This window comes from Streptosporangium sp. NPDC023825 (assembly GCF_040639575.1).
Lineage (GTDB): Bacteria > Actinomycetota > Actinomycetes > Streptosporangiales > Streptosporangiaceae > Streptosporangium.
In genome coordinates, this window is record NZ_JBFAAE010000057.1 from 29753 (window position 1) to 46797 (window position 17045).

Here is a 17045-nt window from a genome sequence, read left to right on the forward strand (position 1 = left end):
CGGACGTCACCCGCGTCCATGGTTCCCGGCTCGCCCTACCGTGCCGGCCTCGCATCCAGACGGAGGAGGCGCGGCCGGCGCGGCAAGGGCGAGCCGGGAATCCATTTCCACACCCTCGCCGGATAATTTGTGACATGCGCGCGAGCCGTCTCATCTCCCTGCTGATGCTCCTGCAGACCCGCGGCAGGATGACCGCCCGGGAACTCGCGGCCGAACTCGAGGTCTCGGTCCGGACCGTCTACCGCGACGTGGACTCGCTCCACTCCGCCGGCGTGCCGCTGTACGGCGACGCGGGCCCCTCCGGCGGTTACCGGCTGCTCGACGGTTACCGTACCCGCCTCACCGGGCTGACCGCGGGCGAGGCGGAGTCGCTGTTCCTGGCGGGGATGCCGGGTCCCGCCGCGGAGCTCGGCCTGGGCCCGGTGGTGACGGCCGCGGGGCTCAAGCTGATGGCGGCGCTCCCGGCCGAGCTCAGGGACAGGGCCGGGCGGATCCGCGAGCGCTTCCACCTCGACGCCCCCGGCTGGTACCACGGCGCCGACGAGACCCCGCACCTGGCGGCGGTGGCCGACGCCGTCTGGAACGAGCGCCGCCTGGAGATCCGCTACCACCGCTGGAGGGCCCCCCAGGACGTGGTCCGCACGCTGGAGCCGTACGGGCTGGTCCTCAAGGCGGGCCGCTGGTATCTCGTCGCGCGCGGCGGCGAGCACGTGCGCTCCTACCGGGTCTCGCAGATCCTGGAACCGCCCGCGCTCCGGGAGTCGTTCGAGCGGCCCGCCGGTTTCGATCTCGCCGCCCACTGGAACGGCGCCCTGGAGGAGTTCGAGGCACGGCTCCTGCGGGACGAGGCCGTCATCCGGCTCTCGCCGTTCGGCATGGAGCGGCTGGCGGACATGGTCCGCCCGGCCGTCCTGCGCGCCGCCGAGGCCACCGCGGAAGCCCCGGACCACGAGGGCTGGACGCGGCTCACGGTCCCGGTCGAGTCCCCGCAGCACGCGCTGGCGGAGTTCCTGCGCTTCGGCGCGGATCTGGAGGTCGTCGCCCCGGCGGAGCTGCGCGACCTCGTCGCGGAGACCGCGCGGGCGGTGGCCGGGATCTACGACCGGCCCGGAACCGGGTGACCACGGCCGTTCCCGGGCCCCGGAGGACGACCGCCGCCGTTGCCACGGCCGGGAGAACGACCGCCGCCGTTCCCGGGCCGGGAAAACGACCGCCGCCGTTGCCATGGCCGGAAACGCCGACATCCCGCCCGATCGAGGTGATCGGACGGGATCTCGGCGACGTCCTTCGGGCCCGTCCGGAGAACGGCCCGACGTGGAGCTATGGGGATTCGAACCCCAGACCTCCTCCATGCCATGGAGGCGCGCTACCAGCTGCGCCATAGCCCCTGGTCACCGCTTCGAGTGCTCTCGTCGCGGCGCTCGGGAAGCATATAAGGACACCCGCGAGTTCACCTAATCGACGGCCACACGGCCCGCGCCCGCCACCGGGGCGCAAGCCGCGCCGCTCGAAGGTCAATCCTGGGTGACCTCGGGGTTGTCGTCGCTGCTGACCGGCTCGGGCAGGGTCCCGGCGTTGTGCTCCAGCAGGCGCCAGCCCTTGCGCGCCTCCTCCAGCACCGACCACGAGCAGTTTCCGAGACCGCCCAGGGCGGGCCAGAGCTCCTGCGGCAGGTTCATGAGCTTGGCGATGCCGAGCCGGATCGCCGCCCCGTGCGAGGCGACGACCAGCAGGCCGTCGGAGTCGATCTCCGCCGCCCAGCGGCGCACGGCCGAGGAGACCCGGTCGGCGACGTCGCCGACCGCCTCACCGCCCGGCGCCTCCCAGTTGGTGAACTCCCGGGGCCACCTCTCGGAGATCTCCTCCCGGGTGAGCCCCTCCCACTGGCCTCCGCCCCGCTCGCGCAGGTCCTTGTCGACGGTGACGTCCAGGCCCGTGACGCGGCCCAGCGCCGAGGCGGTGTCGAAGGCCCGCTGGAGATCGGAAGAGACGATCATCGTGGGGCGGAGCGCGGCGAGCAGCGAGGCCGCGCGGGCGGCCTGCGCGACCCCGGTCTCGTCAAGGGGGATGTCGCTGTGACCCTGGAAGCGGTGCTCGACGTTCCACAGCGTCTGGCCATGCCTGAGGCAGACGACGCGACGACTCACTCAGCTACCGCCCCGCGGGCGCGCTGGGCGGCGACCTGGGTCACGCTGTCCGGCAGCGCGATGGAGGGGCAGTCCTTCCACAGGCGCTCCAGCGCGTAGAAGGTGCGGTCCTCCTCGTGCTGGACGTGCACGACGATGTCGATGTAGTCCAGCAGGACCCAGCGGCCCTCGCGCTCGCCCTCGCGGCGGACGGGCTTGGCGTCGGCCTCGATCCGCAGCCGGTCCTCGATCTCGTCGACGATGGCGCGGACCTGACGGTCGTTGGTGGCGGAGCAGAGCACGAACGCGTCAGTGATGACGAGCTGGTCGCTCACGTCGTAGGCAAGGATGTCATCGGCCAGTTTGTCGGCCGCCGCCTCGGCGGCGAGCCTGACGAGCTGGACGGATCTGTCGGTTGCTGTCACGGTGTGGGTCAGTCCTCCTGCTAGTCGGCGCTGTCACCTATCAGGGTGCCCGATTCGGTGCTCGTTGAAGAGCCACCTTTTTGAACAACGCCTATCGTGTGCCACCCGATTCCGCGCCGCAAACGAATTGGCGGCCTGATCAGGGGCGTCCTCCGCGGTCGGGACCGCGCTTGTCGATCTCGGGTGGGACGGGCACCGGCCGGGCCGTTCGACGATCATGCCGGGTGAGCTGCGGATACTCGCCCCACGCAAACTTCCCGAATCATAGCGAATTTCATCGGAACACGTTCTCACCTGCGGCATTTCACCAGATCACCGTGGTTCACATGATTTTTCACCATCCGTCGCTCCGGCCACTCTCCGCGCTGGCCCTCGGCTCCCGCCCTGCCCTGCCCTGCCGTCCCGCTCTGACCGTCCCCGGCTCGAAGGGGATGAGTGCGTCATCTGCGCCGTGCCCGGCACCCCCGCCGTCTTCGTCGGGATCATCGGTGGCCGCGAGGCCTACGCCTGGCAACGCCTGCGCCGGCAACACCCCGCCGGCTGTCCGGCGGGCCCTTCGTCCGAGCCACATGCTCACTTGCTGAGCCGCTTTCGGGCCCTGGTGGACGCTCGAAGGCCCGAGGCCCATGAGGGATGGGACACGGAGCGCACGTCCCCGCGCCCTCCCGATCTTCCGTCCCGGCGCGAACATCCTTGGACGTCATCCCAGGAGGCAGGGACGGAACAGCGGTGGCCCCCGGCTTCCCGGAGGGAAAGCCGGGGGCCACCGGCATCAAAGAAAAGGGTGCGGGTGAAGCCGCACCCTTCCCTTGAGCTCCTGGGACCTACTTTTCATCAGCAGAATCTAGAACGGGCACGATCGAACCCCATGTCGAATCCGCGCTGGAACATCCCAAAACCGCGGCTACCCTGCCATGAGCGGGATCTCCGGTCAGATCTGCAGGAGGCCCTCCCTGCGCTGTATCCGGCGCTGTACCCCTGTTTGCAGTTTCTGTCTTTGTGGCAGGGCTTGGCGTGAAGCTGGATTGTCGTCGCCGCGCGGTGCGAGGCATCGGCTACCGCCGTTTTTGTGGACGCCGTGCCGGCCGAGGCCGTGTTCATCGTGCCGCTGCCGATCATCGCGACACCGGCGACGGCGACGACGATCGCCTGACGAATTCTCGTGGACATGGCAGTCATCTCCTTTGCTGGTCGTGCGGTCCGTCGCATCGGCAGGAGTCGAAGCAGCGAGGCCGCCGTTGTCTCAGCGGAGAAGAAATACCCGACATTAGACATCAAAAGCACTCGTAATTGGTCAATTGTCGCAAATCGACCTAGCATGGACGGCCTCGTACCACTGCGCGCGGGGAAAGCTGCGGCCGGAGCGACGTCTCAGGGACAGGACGTCCGCTGAGCAGCCGGCCGCGGAGAAGGTGGGGCTCCCGCCGCGGACCGGTCTGCACATCAGCCGGCACACCTACGCCTCGGCGCCGATCCGGTTCGGCGAGAGCGTGGAGACGGTCCAGACGCTGCCGGGCCGCGAAAGCCCGACGATCACCCTGTCGACGTACGCCCGTCTGTGGCCGGATCCCGATGATCGGGCGCGTCTCACGGCGGACGGTCCTTTTCGCCGGCGTGCCCTCCCTGCGGTGAAGGAGGCGTAGCGTTTGACCTGCTCAGGGCCGCGCGTGACCGTACAGTCCACGCTTGTTGATGTACTGGACGATGCCGTCGGGGACGAGATACCAGATGGGCTCCCCCGAGGCCACCCGCTGGCGGCACTCCGACGACGAGATGGCCAGCGCCGGGATCTCCACCAGGCTGACCTTGCCCTCCGGCAGGCCGGGGTCGTGCAGGACGTGGCCGGGCCTGGTGGCCCCCACGAAATGCGCGATGGTGAACAGCTCGTCGACGTCGCGCCAGCTCAGGATCTGGGCGAGGGCGTCGGCGCCGGTGATGAAGTAGAGATCCACGTCGGGCCCCCAGGCGGCGGAGACCTCCCGGAGCGTGTCGATGGTGAAGGTGGGCCCCGGGCGGTCGATGTCGACGCGGCTGACCGAGAACCGGGGGTTGGAGGCGGTCGCGATGACCGTCATGAGATAGCGGTCCTCGGCGGCTGAGACGACCTTGTCCGCCTTCTGCCACGGCTGTCCCGTCGGCACGAAGACCACCTCGTCGAGATCGAAGTGGTGGGCGACCTCGCTGGCCGCGACCAGGTGACCGTGGTGGATCGGGTCGAAGGTCCCGCCCATGACGCCCAGACGTCGCTTCCCCTTGCCGGTAGGCGCGTTCATCATGAAACGGACCATACGTGCAAGCCGTACACAGCTTTTAACCACCCCCCGCGCGTGGCAGGCGGACCCGACGTAGCATGCCGGACATGACCACCACCCCGGATCGCCACCGCGTGCAGCTTCCCGGCATCAGCTCGCGCGCCTACGAACATCCTGCCGATCGGTCCGCGCTGGTCGCCCTCCGGTCGCTCAGCGGGTTCGACACGGTGCTCAAGCAGATGTCCGGCCTGGTCAGCGAGCGCCGCCTGCGCCTGATCTACCTCGCCTCGGCCGTGCGGACCAGCGACACCCAGTTCCGAGCCCTGCACGACATGGGCCGCGACGCGGCCTACACGCTCGACCTCCATCGCATTCCCGAGGTCTACGTGCAGCAGAGCCCGCTGGTGCAGGCGAAGGCGATCGGCTTCGACGACCCGTTCATCGTCGTCACGACCGGCCTCCTCGACCTGATGGACGAGGAGGAGCAGCGTTTCGTCATCGGCCACGAGACCGCCCACATCCTGTCGGGCCACGCGGTCTACCGCACCATGCTCGACATCCTGACCCGGCTGGCCACCCGCGTGGCCTGGATTCCCCTCGGCTACATCGGCCTGCGCGCGATCGTGGCCGGCCTGGAGGAGTGGCACCGCAAGTCCGAGCTGTCCGCCGACCGCGGCGGCCTGCTCTGCGGCCAGGACTCCGACGCGGCGCTGCGCGCCCTGATGAAGCTCGCCGGCGGCTCGCGCCTGCACGAGATGAACATCGAGGCCTTCCTCGACCAGGCGCGGGAGTACGACACGGCGGGCGACGTCCGTGACGGCCTGCTCAAGGTCCTCAACCTGCTGGGCACCACCCATCCGTTCGCCGTCTCCCGCGTCGCCGAGCTCGACAAGTGGCGCCGCGGCGGCGAGTACGACAGGATCATCGCCGGGGAGTACCCCCGACGCGCCGACGACGCCAACGCGAAGATCTCCGAGGAGATCAGGGCCGCCGCCCGCTCCTACCGCGACTCCTGGTCGCAGTCCCAGGACCCGTTCATCGGCGTCCTGCGCGACGTGGCCGAAGGCGCCGTCAACGCCGGAGAGCGCATCTTCAATCGCTTCTCCCGCCGCGATGGAAATTAACGAAAAGTTCCACCGAAAGGGTCCGGGCAGCTGTTCCCGGGCCCTTTTTCATGCAGGTCATCCATAAGCAGGAATTGTCCTATTATCCTGCCTTATGAGAATTCGAATGATCACTGCTATGGCCGGTGCGGCCGGGCTGTTCCTCACGGGTACGGCGAACGCCTACCCGATCAAGGATCCGGCTCTGACGGAGAACGCCCTCTACAGCTCCGGCAAGCTCGCCACGAGCAGGTGCGCCGAACCACCGATCAGGAACAACGACCGGGCGCTGGCCAAACGGTACGTCGCGGCCGTCACCGACTGCCTGAACGCATCGTGGGGAACGCACTTCAAGGCCGCGGGGCTGCGGTTCGGCAAGCCCAGGCTCCGGCTCGTCGACAAGCTGCCCGCGCGTTACTGCGGGATCGACGTGGATCTCAAGCTGAAATCACAGCTTTACTACTGCGGCCGGTCGCAGACGATGACGATACAGATCGGCCAGGACTGGCTCACCAACGCCGACGACCTCTGGCTGCTCCACGCGACGAGCACCCTGTACGGCAGGCATCTGGCGGCCCTCACCGGTGTCGAGAAGGCCTTCCAGGACGTTCCGTACGCGAACAGGAACGAGATGAACGAACAGATCCGCCGCGCCACACTGCAGGACGACTGTCTGGCCGGTGTGTTCATCCGGAGAGTCTGGTCCTCCTTCGGCCGGGGGACCAAGGACTGGAACGAACTGCTGCGCATTCTGAAGGCCAGCGGTGACGCCAAGGGCGAGCCCCGGATCTCCGGAAAGGGCAGCAGCCGCGCCGCCTGGACGAAGCTCGGTCACACCACCGGCGACACGGCCTCCTGCAACACCTGGATCGCCGCACCGTCCAGGGTCGCCTGACCTCCGCCGCTCCCGCCGTGGGGAGGCCCTTCCCCGCGGCGCCCCGGACCTGATCCCCTACACGAGGAGGGCGATCGCGCGTACGGCCGCGGAGCACAGGGCGACGAACCCGCCCAGCACGGCCAGCGCGCGCAGCCCCTCCTTGCGGAGCTCGACGAGCTCGGCGCCGATCCGCTCGATCTCCCTGCCGAGGATGCCTCCGCAGACGACGCCGAACACGACACCGGCGACGGCGACCGGGGCGGGATGCGCCCACCAGTCGGGCGGCAGAGAGCCGCCGAGGGTCAGCCAGAGCGCGCACCCGGCCAGGGTCGCGGCCGGCAGCCCCGGCCACACGAGGGCGGCCAGCAGCGAGGCGGCGAAGGTCAGCGGGAACCCCAGCACCCGCAGGATCGCCCGGGTCCTGACCGACTTGCGCTTCCTGACCAGCCAGTGGCCGACCCACAGCGTACGGGCCAGCGTGGCGAACAACCCGGTGACGGCGAAGGTGGCCGGCGGCCAGATGGCCGTGGCCACGACGCACGGGACGGCCAGGACGGCCAGCAGGAGCAGCGCCGCGTTACCCGCCGGCAACGGCCCCGCCCTGCCCTCGCCCCGGAGCTCCCCGGCCGCGCCGCCCCTCCCCCTGCCCGCCTGGCGCCGGACGGTCCTGGCCGCGGCGGCCGGCCGCCCGCCGCGCGACGTCTCTGCGGCCGCGGGAACCCGGCCTGCCCAGGACGCCTCACCGACCGCGGCCGGACGCCCGCCGCGGGACGCCTCACCGACCGCGGCGGACGTCCGGCCGCCGCGGGACGTCTCACCCGCCACCGGGAGCGCCCGCGCCGCACGGGCCGCCTCACCGGCGGGCACCGCCCGCCCGCCGCGGGGCGTGCTCTCCGCACCGGCCGGGAGCCGGGGCGCCCGCACCGCGCCGTCCGCCGGGGCGGACGGCCGTCCCCGGCCGGTCTCCACCCTGGCGGCCCTGCCGCCCCTGGCGGGATCCTCACCCTTGGCGGCGGACGTGGAGCGGCTCTCCCGCTTCCTGGCCGGGCCGGTTTTCTCCCCCGCCGAAGCCGGCGACTTCCGGGCCGCGCCCGCCTCGGACGGGATCACGCGAGCCAGGCGGCCCAGGCGGCCGGTGAGGAGCGCCGCTGTGGGGCGCTTGGCCGGCTCGCGGTGGAGGGCGGCGCGGACCAGCGGCAGCAGTGCGGCCGGGACGCCCTCGAGGTCGGCCTGGCCGTTGAGGATCGCGTACATCTGCGCCTCGACGGTGCCCCCGCCGAAGGTGGGGCGGCCGGTCGCGGCGAAGGCCACCGTGGCCGCCCAGGCGTGCACGTCGGCGGGCTCGCCCACGTGCTCGTCGGCGAACAGTTCGGGGGCGGCGTAGCCGGGGGTGCCCAGGAAGGTGCCGGTCAGGGTGAGCCGGGTGGCGTCCAGGACGTGGGCGATGCCGAAGTCGATGAGGACGGGCTCGTCGTCCCCGTCGACCACCACGTTGGCCGGTTTGAGGTCGCGGTGCACGACCCCGGCCGCGTGGATGATCGACAGGGCGACGGCCAGCCCCTGCGCGACGCTGAGCAGGGCACCGTCCCGCAGGGGGCCGTCGCGGCGCACCCGCTCCAGGAGGGTGTCTCCCTCGATGTGCTCCATGACCAGGTAGGGCCGGTCACCGTCGAGGTCGGCGTCGACGACGCGGGCGACATAGGGGCTCTCCACCCTGCGAAGGGCGCGGACCTCTCGCTCCAGGCGCACCCGGGCCTCGGAGCCGGCGTCGTGGACGTCGTGGAGCACCTTGAGCGCGACGTTGTCACCCCGGCGGCTGGAGGCGAGGTAGACCTCGCCCATTCCCCCACGGCCGAGACGCTCCAGCAACGTGTAGGGACCGACCCGCCCGAGACGACCCACGTGACCTCCTGCGTCGGCCACATGGGTCAGGGACCGCTGCGCCTATCGGGTCGCTCACTCCCGCTCGCTTCCCTGCTCTCCAGCCATAGGAGACCACACCATAGCGGGCGAGTGTGACGTTTTCCCGATGGCACGCCGGACTCCCGGAAAGATCCGGGAAAGCGGGACGTACCGCGGCCACGGGACCGGCCGGGCTCGGGCCACGCCACGGGCGGGGCGTCTCAGGGCCGGCGCACCGGCCCGCGGTCCGGGTCTTCCAGCAGGCCGTCGAGGTTCGTGGTGGGTTCCGCCGACAGGTCCCGGCGTCCGGTACGGCGCCAGTTGACGTGCCCGCGGCTCTCCAGCAGCAACAGCAACCGGTCAGCACCGAAGAGGACGATAGCTATGAAAAGGAACACAACGACGATTTCCATGGAATCCAGTCAAACCACCGGCTACCGCGATTACACGGAGCGACACGCCGTAACGCTCGGCAACCGGAAACGGGCGTCGAACGAGACCCCGGCGAACCGTTGGAGTGCCGGCTACACCATAGGGCTCGGACGGGACCCCCGTATGCCGAACCGAGGACATCGGCGGCCCGCGTCACCCCGGACTCCGGCGGAACCGGCACCCGGGCACCCGCGACCCGGGGCACCCCGGGTGTCGCATGTGCCGCCGGACCGCGGCACATGCGACACCCGGGAGGCCTCCACCGCGAGGGACTACCGGGAGGCGGCCTCCGACGAGGCGAGGACCGTACCCTCGGCCGTGCGCAGGTGGCCCTCGCCGGTGTAGACCCACTTGGTCGAGGTCAGCTCCGGCAGGCCCATGGGACCGCGCGCGTGCAGCTTCTGGGTGGAGATGCCGATCTCCGCGCCGAAGCCGAACTCCCCGCCGTCGGTGAACCGGGTCGAGGCGTTGACCGCCACGGCCGCGGAGTCGACCAGCGCGACGAACCTGCGGGAGGCGCTGACCGAGCGCGTGACGATCGCGTCGGTGTGGGCCGAGCCGTACTTCCTGATGTGCGCCACCGCGTCCTCCAGCGAGTCGACCACGGCGGCGGCGATGTCCAGCGAGAGGTACTCCATCCGGAAGTCCTCCTCCTCGGCGGGCACCACGTCGCCGTACGCCGCGACGCGCGCGTCACCGTGCACCGTGACGCCCTCCGCCGCCAGCGCCGCCAGCGCGCGCGGCACGAAGGCGTCGGCCACGGCCGCGTGCACCAGGAGCGTCTCGGCGGAGTTGCACACCGAGGGCCGCTGGACCTTGGAGTTGAGCAGGATCTGGATCGCGAGGTCGGCGTCGGCGTCGGCGTCGACGTAGACGTGGCAGTTGCCCACGCCGGTCTCGATCACCGGGACGGTGGACTCCTCCACCACCGAGTTGATCAGCGAGGCGCCGCCGCGCGGGATCAGCACGTCGACCAGGCCGCGGGCCCGCATGAGCTCCTTGACCGAGTCGCGGCTCTGCCCGGGGACCAGCTGGACGGCCCCGGCGGGCACCTGGGTGCCCGCCAGCGCCTCCTGCATGATCCTGACGAGGACCGTGTTGGACTCGTACGCGCTGGACGAGCCGCGCAGCAGGGTGGCGTTGCCGCTCTTGAGGCAGAGCGCCGCGGCGTCCACGGTCACGTTGGGGCGGCCCTCGTAGATGATGCCGATCACGCCGAGCGGGACCCGCAGCTGGCGCAGCTCCAGGCCGTTGGGCAGCGTGTTGCCCCGGATCACCTCGCCGACGGGGTCGGGAAGGTCGGCGACCTCGCGGACCGCCTCGGCGATCGCCTCGATCCTGGCCTCGTTCAGGCTGAGGCGGTCGATCATGTATTCGGAGATCCCGCTCTCCCTGGCCCGCGCCACGTCGAGCGCGTTGGCCGCGACGATCTCGGCGGACGCGGCCACGAGCGCGTCGGCCATCGCCCGGAGCGCGGCGTCCTTCGGCGCCCTCGGCAGCGGGGCCAGCTCGGCGGCGGCCTCTTTCGCCGCCAGGGCAACCTTCAGGAAGTCCTCGGACATCTCGCGCTCCAAAAGAACTAGTTGTGGGATTCCAGTATGACGATGTCGTCGCGGTGGATCAGCTCTCGCTCGTACTCGGGCCCCAGGCTGGCCGCCAGCTCCCGGGTGGAGCGGCCGAGCAGCTCGGGAATCTCCCCCGCGTCGAAGTTGACCAGGCCGCGCGCGACCACCCGGCCGAGCGGCCCGCACAGGTCCACCGGATCGCCCGCCGCGAACTCGCCCTCGACGGAGGTGACCCCGGCCGGCAGCAGCGACTTGCGGCGGCTCACCACCGCCTCGACGGCGCCGGAGTCCAGGTGGAGACGGCCGCGCCCGGTGGTGGCGTGGGCCAGCCAGAGCAGGCGGGTGCCCGGGTGACGCCCGCCGGGGTGGAAGTAGGTGCCGACGTCGGTCCCCGTGAGGGCCTGGGCGGCGTGCGCGGCGGCGGTCAGCACCACGGGCACCCCCGCCCCTGTGGCGATCTTGGCGGCCTGGACCTTGGTGATCATGCCTCCGGTGCCGACCGCGCCGCCCTTGCCCAGCTCGACCCCGACGAGGTCCTCGGGCCCGCGCACCTCGGCGAGCCTGCGGGCACCGGGCCGGCGGGGATCGCCGTCGTAGAGGGCGTCCACGTCCGACAGCAGCACCAGCGCGTCGGCCCGGGTCAGGTGGGCGACCAGCGCGGCGAGCCGGTCGTTGTCGCCGAAGCGGATCTCGTCGGTGGCCACGGTGTCGTTCTCGTTGACCACCGGGACGATGCCCAGCTCCAGCAGCCGGGCCAGCGTGCGCTCGGCGTTGACGTGGTGCGAGCGGCGCATCATGTCGTCGGCGGTGAGCAGCACCTGGCCGACCCGCAGGCCGTACCGGGCGAAGGAGGAGGTGTAGCGGGCCACCAGCACGCCCTGGCCGACCGAGGCGGCGGCCTGCTGGGTGGCGAGGTCGCGCGGCCTGGCGGGCAGGCCCAGCGGGCCGAGACCCGCCGCGATCGCGCCGGAGGAGACCAGCACGATCTGGGTGCCCGCCTTGCGCCGGGCGCCGAGCACGTCGACCAGGGCGTCCACCCGGTCGACGTCGATCATTCCCTGCGGGGTGGTGAGCGAGGACGAACCCACCTTCACGACGAGGCGTGAAGCCGTACGGATCCGTTCGCGCGCAGAGTCCACGACACGCACCTCTCAAAGATGATCACTTGGAAGGTCAGGCTATCCGAACCGCCCGGACGGGCGGGGCCGGGAGCGGCACCGCCGGGACGATCCCGCTAACCGAGCCGGTTGTCGGAGCCGCGCGGCCCCTGGCGCACGGCCTCCGCGTTGAGCGTCGGCTGCCAGTCGAAGATGTAGCCGCTCTCCATGGAACCGATGATCACCTCGGCCCCGGCCTTCGCCCCGGCCTTGGTGAGCTCCTCCTCGACGCCGAGCCGCTCCAGCCGGTCCGCCAGGTAGCCCACGGCCTCGTCGTTGGTGAAGTCGGTCTGGCGGATCCACCGCTCCGGCTTGACGCCGGTGACCTGGAAGGTGCGCTCGTCGACCCTGCGGACGGCGAATCCCGCGTCGCCGTGCTGCTTGGGCCTGATGACCAGGCGGGTCGGCTCCAGGACGGGAGCGGCGGCCCTGGCGGCGGCGACCATCTCGCCCATGGCGTAGGTCAGCTCCTTGAGCCCGTCGTGGGTGGCCGCGGAGATCGTGAAGACCCGCAGGCCCCGCTCCTCGAGCATCGGCCGCACGATGTCGGACAGCTCGCGGGCGTCGGGCACGTCGGACTTGTTGAGCACCGCCAGGCGCGGCCGGTCCTCCAGCTTGCCGTACGCCGCCAGCTCGGCCTCGATGGCCTCGTAGTCGCTGATCGGGTCGCGGCCCGGCTCCATCGTGGCGCAGTCGATCACGTGCACGAGCGTGTTGCAGCGCTCGACGTGACGCAGGAACTCGTGCCCCAGGCCCTTGCCCTGCGAGGCGCCGGGGATCAGGCCGGGCACGTCGGCGACGGTGAAGATCGTCTCGCCCGCGGTGACCACCCCGAGGTTGGGGACCAGGGTGGTGAACGGGTAGTCGGCGATCTTCGGGCGGGCGGCGGAGAGCGCGGCGATCAGGGAGGACTTGCCCGCGCTGGGGAAGCCGACGAGCGCCACGTCGGCGACGCTCTTCATCTCCAGCATGACGTCGACCTCGTCACCGGGCTCGCCGAGCAGCGCGAAACCGGGGGCCTTGCGCTTGGCGGAGGCCAGGGCGGCGTTGCCGAGCCCGCCGTGCCCGCCCTCGGCGATCACGTAGCGGGTGCCCGCGCCGATCAGGTCGATCAGGACCTCGCCGGTGTCGGCGTTCTTGACCACGGTGCCGTCGGGCACCGGGATGATGATGTCGGCGCCGTTGGCGCCGTCGCGGTTGGCGCCCTGCCCCTGCTTGCCGTTGTCGGCCTTGCGGTGCGGGCGGCGGTGATACTCCAGGAGGGTCGCCGTGTTGGCGTCGACCTCCAGGATCACGTCACCGCCCCGGCCGCCGTTGCCCCCGTCCGGGCCCCCCAGCGGCTTGAACTTCTCCCGATGGACAGAGGCGCAGCCGTTTCCCCCGTCACCGGCCTTGATGTGCAGGACCACCTGGTCCACAAAGTCCGGCATGTCTACTTTCCTACCTCTATCTACGGGAACTTCTGCTGAAAACACGAACAGGGGTGGACCGCATGAATGCGATCCACCCCTGCCGTAACGTCTGTCGGCGCGAATCTACTCCGCGACCGGGACGATGCTCACCGCGCGGCGCCCGCGCTTGACACCGAACAGAACGTGGCCCGCGGCCAGCGCGAACAACGTGTCGTCACTTCCACGGCCGACGTTGTCGCCGGGGTGGAAGTGGGTGCCGCGCTGACGAACGATGATCTCGCCGGCGTTGACCAGCTGACCGCCGAAGCGCTTCACACCGAGCCGCTGGGCGTTGGAGTCGCGGCCGTTCCGAGTGGACGACGCGCCCTTCTTGTGTGCCATCTCGCAAAACTCCCGAAACTCAGGCCTGGTCGATGCCGGTGATCTTCACCTGGGTGTACCGCTGGCGGTGACCCTGGCGCTTCTTGTACCCCGACTTGTTCTTGTACTTCAGAATCCGGATCTTCGGACCCTTGGTCTCACCGAGAATCTCGGCGGCAACCGTGAACTTGCCCGCCTCGGTGGTCACGTCGCCGTCGTTGACGACGAGGACCGTCGGCAGCGAAACCGTGGAACCGACCTCGCCGGCGACCTTGTCCACTTCAAGGACGTCACCGACGGAGACCTTCTGCTGCCTGCCGCCGCAACGAACGATCGCGTACACCGCGGAACCCTTCTTCTGACTGCTTGCTCGCTGGATGCTGCGCCCCGCATCCGGCTGTGGTCATTGATGACGTACCGGGTAGGCGCGCGAACAGGGCGCGCCATGAGCGCACCGGTTCACCAGGGTACCGGATTGACGGTGTCCTGGTCGAACCGGGCGGAACGTCGGGGGTGCCGACCTTCGGCCCCGTCCCTGTGCGGGACGGGGTCTAATCGGCCGGCCTGGCCTTGCGGGAGCGTCTCCGCCCCCGGCCAGAAGCCTGTGCTGCCTGACCGTCCTCGTGCTGGACTCCGTCAAGCGCATCGGTCACCGTATCACGGCCAGAGGGGTCACCGGCCGCCACCGCGTGGTTACCGTCCTTGCCGAGCTTCTCCGCGACGGCCTTTTCCACGGCCATCTTGCCCTGGGTGCCGCGCGGCTCGGGCTTGCCCTCGACCGGTTCGGACGAGACGTGCAGGCCACGGCCGTTGCAGCACTCACAGACGGTGGAGAAGGCCTCCAGGAGGCCCTGGCCGACCCGCTTGCGCGTCATCTGGACCAGGCCCAGGGAGGTCACCTCGGCCACCTGGTGCTTGGTGCGGTCGCGGGCCAGGCACTCCAGCAGCCGCCGCAGCACCAGGTCCCGGTTGTTCTCCAGCACCATGTCGATGAAGTCGATGACGATGATGCCGCCGATGTCGCGCAACCTGAGCTGGCGGACGATCTCCTCGGCCGCCTCCAGGTTGTTGCGGGTGACGGTCTCCTCGAGGTTGCCGCCCTGGCCGGTGAACTTGCCGGTGTTGACGTCGACCACGGTCATGGCCTCGGTCCTGTCGATCACCAGCGAGCCGCCGCTGGGCAGCCAGACCTTGCGCTCCATCGCCTTGGCGATCTGCTCGTCGATCCGGTACGCGGCGAAGACGTCACCGCCCTCCTCCCACTTGCTGAGGCGGTCGGCCAGGTGCGGGGCGACGTAGCGGACGTACTCGTCGACGGTCTCCCACACGTCGCCCGCGACGACGAGCGAGGCGAAGTCCTCGTTGAAGACGTCGCGGACCACCCGGACGGTCAGGTCGGGCTCGGAGGAGAGCAGCTCGGGCGCGCTGGCCGACTTGGCCTTGCGCTGGATGTTCTCCCACTGCGCCGACAACCGGGCCACGTCGCGGGCCAGCTCGTCCTCCGACGCGCCCTCGGCGGCCGTACGGACGATGACCCCCGCGTTCTCCGGCATGACCTTCTTCAGGATGCTCTTGAGGCGGGTCCGCTCCTTGTCGGGGAGCTTGCGGCTGATGCCGGTCATCGAGCCGTCGGGCACGTAGACCAGGTAACGTCCCGGCAGGCTGATCTGGCTCGTCAGGCGGGCGCCCTTGTGGCCCATCGGGTCCTTGGTGACCTGCACCAGCACCGACTGGCCCGACTTCAGCGCCACCTCGATCCGCTTGGGCTGTCCCTCCAGCCCGGCGGTGTCGAAGTTCACCTCACCGGCGTACAGGACCGCGTTGCGGCCCTTGCCGATGTCGACGAACGCCGCCTCCATGCTCGGCAGGACGTTCTGCACCTTGCCGAGGTAGACGTTGCCCACGTACGACTGGCTCGCCTCGCGGTTGACGTAGTGCTCGACGAGGACGCCGTCCTCCAGCACCGCGATCTGGGTGCGCCCGCCGGTGCGGCGGACCACCATCATGCGCTCGACGGACTCCCTGCGGGCCAGGAACTCCGACTCGGTGATGATCGGCGGACGCCTGCGGCCGAGCTCGCGGCCCTCGCGGCGGCGCTGCTTCTTGGCCTCCAGGCGGGTCGAGCCGCGCACGCTCTGCACCTCGTCCACCGAGGTGCTGCGCCCGGCGCGGGGCGCGCGGATGCGCACCACCGTGTTCGGCGGGTCGTCCGGGACGTCGCCGGGCTCGTCGGTGCCCCTGCGCCGCCTGCGGCGACGCCGGCGCGAGCTGCCGCTCTCGGAGTCGTCGTCCTGCTCGGCCTCGGGCCGCTCCTCGTCGTCCTGCTCGGCCTCGGTCTCCTCGGACTCGTCGAGGTCGCGCGCCTTGCCGCGGCCCCGGCCGCCCCTGCGGCGCCGGCGCCGGCGGCCGCTGGCGTCGTCGTCGCCGTCGCCGTCGGAGTCGTCGTCCTCGATCTCCTCGGCGAGCTCGGCCCTGTCGACCTTCTCGGCCTTCGTCTCGGCGGGCTCGGGCTCCGGCGCGGCGGGCTGGACCGGCGCGGGACGCGTGGCGGGCTGAGCGGCCCGCTGCGGGTCGGGGGCCTGGAACAGCGGCTGGAACACCGCGGCGGGCGCCTGGAAGGTCACCGAGGGCACCTCGGAACGTTCCTGGCCGGCCAGCCCGAAGGGGTCGGCGAACAGGACGGACCGCTCCTCGACGATGTCCTCGCCCGCGGGCTCGTCGTCGAGCGGCTCGTCGGCGGGCAGGTCGAGCAGCAGCTCCGCCTCGATCTCCTCCGCGTCGGCCGGGGACACGTCGGGGACGCTCCGCTCGGCCTGCGGCGTCTCGCGCGGGGCGGCCTTCTTGCGCGTACGGGTGCGCTTGGCGGGAGCGGCGGGCGCCTCCTGGGGCGCGGGCTCGGCTCCGGTCTCGGTCTCGGCCTCGGCGAAAGGCTGGGGAATGGCGAAGGGGTCCGGCACGGCGGCGGGCGGCGCCACCGCGGGTGCCGCGGGCGCCGCCGTCTCCGCGACCGGAGCGGGCCCCGTCCCGGCGGGCTCCGCGGCCTCGACGGCCTCGACGGCCGGCTCGGCCGGCGGCTTCTTCGCACGGCTACGCCGCGTGGTGGTGGTCGTACCGTCCGCCGCGGCCGTCTTGCGCCTGCCGGCGCGCTTGGGGGCCGCCACCGCGGGCTCCGGCGCCTCGGCCGACGGCTCCGCCTCGGGCGCGTCGGAGGCCGTAGGCGGCGCGGAAGGCACGGTCTCCGCGACCGGCGCGGGTGGGGCCGTCACCACGGGGGCCGGCTCCGGTTCCTCCGGCGGAGGTCCGGCGGGCCGGCTCGCGGCCCTGCGGCGGGTCGCCGGTGGCCGGGTGTCTTCTGTTGTCGTATCCCCGCCAGGGGTGTTCACCCCGGCGATGGGCTCGTTGTCGAGCATGCGGGCGCTCTCCCGTTCAGCTCC

Annotated in this window: 15 protein-coding genes and 1 tRNA gene; 3 read left to right on the top strand and 13 right to left on the bottom strand. The window is 71.1% G+C overall.

Going from position 1 to position 17045, the window contains the following annotated elements; genetic code table 11:
* The first annotated feature begins 134 nt into the window (after positions 1-134).
* Positions 135-1121 (top strand): YafY family protein, encoded by a 987-nt coding sequence (locus AB0G15_RS34170; protein WP_362847945.1) that lies wholly within the window; start codon positions 135-137, stop codon positions 1119-1121.
* Positions 1122-1315: 194 nt separating this feature from the next.
* Here the strand turns inward: AB0G15_RS34170 and AB0G15_RS34175 are convergent.
* The 5 genes from AB0G15_RS34175 to nadD form a co-directional block, all read right to left on the bottom strand.
* Positions 1316-1388: transfer RNA gene (locus AB0G15_RS34175), tRNA-Ala, on the bottom strand.
* A gap of 126 nt (positions 1389-1514) precedes the next feature.
* On the bottom strand, positions 1515-2147 hold the full coding sequence (locus AB0G15_RS34180) for a histidine phosphatase family protein (protein ID WP_362682391.1): 633 nt from the start codon (positions 2145-2147) through the stop codon (positions 1515-1517).
* Positions 2144-2551, bottom strand: a complete 408-nt coding sequence (gene rsfS, locus AB0G15_RS34185) for a ribosome silencing factor (protein ID WP_350973855.1) — start codon at positions 2549-2551, stop codon at positions 2144-2146. The genes AB0G15_RS34180 and rsfS overlap by 4 nt, the downstream gene beginning before the upstream one ends.
* Positions 2552-3385: 834 nt before the next feature.
* Positions 3386-3721, bottom strand: coding sequence for a hypothetical protein (locus AB0G15_RS34190; protein WP_362847947.1), 336 nt, complete (start codon positions 3719-3721; stop codon positions 3386-3388).
* Positions 3722-4206: 485 nt separating this feature from the next.
* Positions 4207-4827, bottom strand: coding sequence for a nicotinate-nucleotide adenylyltransferase (nadD, locus tag AB0G15_RS34195; protein WP_362847950.1), 621 nt, complete (start codon positions 4825-4827; stop codon positions 4207-4209).
* A gap of 74 nt (positions 4828-4901) precedes the next feature.
* Here nadD and AB0G15_RS34200 point away from each other — a divergent pair, with 74 nt between their 5' ends.
* On the top strand, positions 4902-5927 hold the full coding sequence (locus tag AB0G15_RS34200; RefSeq protein WP_362847953.1) for a M48 family metallopeptidase: 1026 nt from the start codon (positions 4902-4904) through the stop codon (positions 5925-5927).
* 106 nt (positions 5928-6033) lie between these two features.
* A complete protein-coding gene (locus tag AB0G15_RS34205) occupies positions 6034-6801 on the top strand; it encodes a neutral zinc metallopeptidase (RefSeq protein WP_362847956.1) in 768 nt (255 codons plus the stop codon).
* 57 nt (positions 6802-6858) lie between these two features.
* Here the strand turns inward: AB0G15_RS34205 and AB0G15_RS34210 are convergent, their stop codons facing one another.
* The 8 genes from AB0G15_RS34210 to AB0G15_RS34245 form a co-directional block, all read right to left on the bottom strand.
* Positions 6859-8685, bottom strand: coding sequence for a protein kinase (locus tag AB0G15_RS34210; protein WP_362847959.1), 1827 nt, complete (start codon positions 8683-8685; stop codon positions 6859-6861).
* 221 nt (positions 8686-8906) lie between these two features.
* On the bottom strand, positions 8907-9098 hold the full coding sequence (locus AB0G15_RS34215; protein ID WP_362847961.1) for a hypothetical protein: 192 nt from the start codon (positions 9096-9098) through the stop codon (positions 8907-8909).
* A gap of 291 nt (positions 9099-9389) precedes the next feature.
* Positions 9390-10679 carry a glutamate-5-semialdehyde dehydrogenase gene (locus AB0G15_RS34220; protein WP_362847963.1) on the bottom strand — a complete coding sequence of 430 codons (1290 nt, stop codon included), beginning with the start codon at positions 10677-10679 and terminating at the stop codon, positions 9390-9392.
* A gap of 17 nt (positions 10680-10696) precedes the next feature.
* On the bottom strand, positions 10697-11821 hold the full coding sequence (gene proB / locus AB0G15_RS34225; RefSeq protein WP_362847965.1) for a glutamate 5-kinase: 1125 nt from the start codon (positions 11819-11821) through the stop codon (positions 10697-10699).
* A 95-nt stretch (positions 11822-11916) separates the two neighbouring features.
* A complete protein-coding gene (gene obgE, locus AB0G15_RS34230) occupies positions 11917-13269 on the bottom strand; it encodes a GTPase ObgE (RefSeq protein ID WP_362847968.1) in 1353 nt (450 codons plus the stop codon).
* Positions 13270-13374: 105 nt separating this feature from the next.
* Complete coding sequence (gene rpmA, locus AB0G15_RS34235; protein WP_030924780.1) at positions 13375-13632, bottom strand: 50S ribosomal protein L27; 258 nt, start codon at positions 13630-13632, stop codon at positions 13375-13377.
* A 19-nt stretch (positions 13633-13651) separates the two neighbouring features.
* Positions 13652-13954, bottom strand: coding sequence for a 50S ribosomal protein L21 (gene rplU / locus AB0G15_RS34240; RefSeq protein WP_030924785.1), 303 nt, complete (start codon positions 13952-13954; stop codon positions 13652-13654).
* A 208-nt stretch (positions 13955-14162) separates the two neighbouring features.
* Complete coding sequence (locus tag AB0G15_RS34245) at positions 14163-17021, bottom strand: Rne/Rng family ribonuclease (protein ID WP_362847970.1); 2859 nt, start codon at positions 17019-17021, stop codon at positions 14163-14165.
* Positions 17022-17045 lie beyond the last annotated feature (24 nt).